At 70.8% G+C, this 3,860-nt stretch carries 3 protein-coding genes; all 3 read right to left on the bottom strand.

All coding sequences use genetic code 11. The annotated features are described in order from the left end of the window. Window positions 1–1,473 (bottom strand): FtsX-like permease family protein (locus tag JF886_RS05865; RefSeq protein ID WP_337310524.1); only part of this gene is annotated, 1,473 nt, incomplete at its 3' end. Beyond that, window positions 1,470–2,288: an ABC transporter ATP-binding protein gene (locus tag JF886_RS05860; protein WP_337310522.1), complete on the bottom strand. Its 819-nt coding sequence runs from the start codon at window positions 2,286–2,288 to the stop codon at window positions 1,470–1,472. The genes JF886_RS05865 and JF886_RS05860, both read right to left, overlap by 4 nt. A 76-nt stretch (window positions 2,289–2,364) precedes the next feature. Further along, window positions 2,365–3,339, bottom strand: a complete 975-nt coding sequence (locus tag JF886_RS05855; RefSeq protein WP_337310520.1) for a CAP domain-containing protein — start codon at window positions 3,337–3,339, stop codon at window positions 2,365–2,367. Between the last annotated feature and the right edge of the window lie 521 nt (window positions 3,340–3,860).

Genomic DNA, 3,860 nt, shown 5'->3' with positions numbered 1-3,860 from the left:
GACCGCCACCGCGCTGGCGACGCTGATGGTGAGCCCGCTGATGGTCAGGGCTGTGCGATTGCGGCGCCGCACCAGGTTGCGTGCGGCAGCGCCCGCCTTGGGGGTGAACAGCGAGGCAACCAGGCCAACCGTCCGCGCCATCCACGGTGCCAGCACAGGCAGTGCACAGAGGACGCCGGCGATGACCAGCACCGTGGCGGCGGCGGCGGCGTTGCCGTCGCCGGTGATGAAGAGCACCGCGCCGATCAGCAACGCGATCGGGGAGAGGCTGAGGGGGAAGGCGGCCACGCGCTCGCGCTCGGCACCCGGGTGCGGGCGCAGACCGGAGAGGATTGGCCGGCGGCCACTGGCCAAGGCGGGGATCGCACCCCCCAAAAGAGCGGCCGCCGCCCCTGCGAGGGCCGCCAGCAGCAGCTGAGGCGCGGAGAGGTTGAGGGTTGGCACCGGCAGGTCAGCGGGCGTGAGGCGCACCTCCAGCAGCGCTGCGAGCCCGACGCCGGCGAGCAGCCCCACGGGGATGGCTGCCACGGCGACGATCGCCACCTCGAGCATGAAGAGTCGGAAGACCTGCTGCGATGACGCCCCGGCAGCGCGAAGCAGGCCCACCTCACGGCGGCGCTCACTGGCGGCGAGAGCCACGCTGTTGGCGGTCGCTCCCGCCCCGACCACGATGCTCAGCACCGTCAACAGCAGCAGCAGTGGCTGCACCTCCCCGAGCGGGGACCCGACCCCCGCGACCGGGTCGGTGGTGGTGACCGGCGCGCTCACCACCGAGCGCACCTCGTCGGCGACATGCGTCGGGTCCGCGCCACTCTGCAGGTGGAGCGCGACGAAAGCCGTGCGCAGGCCCAGACGGAACTGACTGAGCATGGATGTTTCCGTGACATACACGCCGCTGCGCGTGAAGCCCGCAGCTCCGCCCCCGTTGGAGAAGCCGACGATTGTGAAGTTGTCAGGACCCGTGTTGGTGGTCAGCTGGATCACGCTGCCGAGGACCAGGGGCTTGCTGTGCGCGCTCGTGGTCAGCAGCGCGGCCAGACCCTGGTCGAGAACAATCTCGCTGTGGCTCGTCGATGCGGGCATGCGTCCCGATCCGAGTGAGAGCGGGCGCAGCGCGACACTGCCGTCACGCATGGCGATGACTTCAACTGTCGTCCCGCTGAGGTCGTCTGAGCCCAAACGTGCGATGACGCGCTTCTGGTACAGCGGCACCGCGTTGGTGACGCCGGGCAGCGTGCTCAGGCTGGCGGCGGCATCGGCTGTAAGACCGGTCCCGGCAGCGACTCGGACGTCCAGGCCGGACGAGCCTGCGGCCGCCTGCGCGGCTGATTGCGACTGGCCGTTGAGCCCGCTGATCGTGACAGCGACGCCGAGGACCACGGCGGTGCCGAGCGCCACCGCCAGACCGTTGAGCAGTGCTCGCAGGGGGCGGCTGCGGATGGCGCGAAGGGCAAGCGCCCAGGGCAGGCTCACAGGTCGAGCTTGTCCAAGCGCGCGACCAGGACGCCGACGGCTGCGCGCTCATCGTCGTCGCCGCGGTGGTCGAGCCTGACCTCATCGACGATCCGCCCGTCGCGCATCACCAGCACGCGGTCGGCGTGGGAGGCGACTCGCGCGTCGTGGGTGACCAGCACCGCGGTCTGCTGGGCGCTTCTGCAGAGTTGCACAAGCAGCGCCATCACCTCGTGGCCGCTGGTCCAGTCGAGGTTGCCCGTGGGCTCGTCGGCCAGCAGCAGCGCGGGGGCGGCGGCCAGGGCCCGGGCAATGGCGACCCGCTGCTGTTCGCCGCCGGAGATCTCTTCGGGGCCGTGCCCCTGCAGACCATGAAGGTTGAGCTGGGTCATCAGCAGCGACACGCGTTCGTCGATCGACCTTTTGCTGACGCGGCCGTCGCGGTGACGCCGCGAGCCCTCGTTGCGCAACCGCAGCGGCAGCGCCACATTCTCGGCAGCGGTCAGGTTGGGAAGCAGGTTGAAGAACTGGAACACGAAGCCGATGCGGTCACGGCGGAATGCCGAGAGTGGACCGTCGTCGAGGTTGTACAGCGACCTGCCCTCGACCGACACCGTGCCTGCATCCGGCGGCTCGAGGCCACCGAGGATGTGCAGCAGCGTGCTCTTGCCGCAGCCGCTCGGGCCCATCAGCGCCACGAACTCGCCTCGCGTCACCTGCAGCGACACGCCGCGCAGCACGTCGCGGGGCGGTCGGCTGATGCTGTACGTCTTGCGGAGCTCGTCAGCGACGACCACGGTGGTTGCCGCCGGGGCGGGAGGGGCGACGGTGCTCATAGTGTGTGGTCCTCGTCGTTGCGTGAGGTGCGACCGCGCCATGTGGCTCGCGCCGCCTGCAGGGGTTGAAGCGACATCAGGCGATGAGGTAGTTCTCCAGCACGGACTCCACGGAGTTGAACAGGAGTCCACCGGGAGTCGCGAGCAGGGGCGGGACGCTCAGGTCGGGTAGGGCAGTCGGCGTCGGCACCTCGGTGGGCGCGGGCGTTGGCGTCGCCGTCGGAGCAGGCGTGGGCGTCGGTGCGGGCGCAGACGTGGCCGGCGGTTGCGCCGGCGGCGGCGGTGGTGCGGTGTTGCGCGTCGGGGCGCTGGGGGGACGTGGCGCGGGCTTCGGCCGTGGCGGTGGAGGAGGAGGCGGAGGCGAGCCGGCGAGCTGGGCGAACTCCTCGGAGAACATCCAGGCGCCCGTGTAGCTGCCGCCACCGCCGGTCCATGCGGCGGAACCGGAGTTGGCGGAGCCGACGCCCAGCGCGGTGAAGTTGCCGTTGAGGATGTTGGCGCGGTGGTCGGGGCTATTCATGAAGGCGGAGTTGATCTGCGACGCGGCGGTACCCGAGTCGCCGTACGTGTTCCAGCCGATGTTCTCACCGGCAGACTGATAGCGAATCCCGAACGCCTGCATCATCGAGAAGACGAGCTGCCCCCCGCAGTTGAGGATGGGGTGGGCGAAGTAGTTGCGCTGGATCATGTCGACCGAACGTCCGTTGACCGCGAAGCCGCAGCCGTTGTACCGGCCTCCCTCGCCGATGGCGCCCAGGGTTCCGTTGCCGCCCAGCGAGCGAACGCCGTTGCTGGCGCGATCCTGGTTGGTGAGGCTGAAGAGGGCCGAGTCCGCGCCGCTGTCCGCGCGCACCGGCGTGGCGTTGCCGACGGCGTGCAGCGCGGCGACGCTCACGCCTGCGAGCGCCACCAAGTACGTCGCAGCGGTCACCCTGCGCCGCCAGGAACGCGGCGCTGTGACGATGTCCTCATCCTCGGCGCGCACCCGCGCGGCCGTGCGAGTGAGCTCCTCCCAGTGGACGTCGTCGACTGCGGACTCGGCTGCCGTCATGGGCTGAGGAATACCCCAGGGCAGCGCCGGTGCACGGTCCCGGTAACGCTTCGTAACCGGGATGTCGGCGATTCGTGGAGCGGTGTGGCCCGCGAAGCGGGATCGAGCGTCGACGGCGCCCCCTTGACAGGATCGTTGCACGGACCGCGCCGGGTCGTGAGCAGCGCTGGATAGCCTTGGCAGGGCCGCCGTACAGATATTGGAGTCGCACGAGAGGATGTCGCTACTCGACCGCGTGCAGCGCAAAGCTGAAGGTGACGTCGCGCTCAGCGCGCCTGACGTCGCCCCGCCTGTCACGCCGGCTCCCCGGCCGGCTCCCGTGCCGGACATCGCGCCTCCCGCACGCTCGGACCCGAATGGCTCCAACGGCGCGCCGAGCGCGCCGACCGGTTGGCAGGTCCGACATTCGCCCCTGGTGCGTGCGGACGCAGCGACCGCGCAGCCCGCACCCGCTCGCGAGGTCGCCCCGGCGCCGGTGAGCACAGCCGTCGCCGAGCCGCGCCCCGCGGCCCCGGTGGCAC

The sequence above is a fragment of the Candidatus Aeolococcus gillhamiae genome (assembly GCF_016464765.1).
Taxonomy (GTDB): domain Bacteria; phylum Chloroflexota; class Dormibacteria; order Aeolococcales; family Aeolococcaceae; genus Aeolococcus; species Aeolococcus gillhamiae.
Note: the sequence above shows the minus strand (reverse complement) of the source record. Positions and strands in the feature narration are given on the sequence as shown.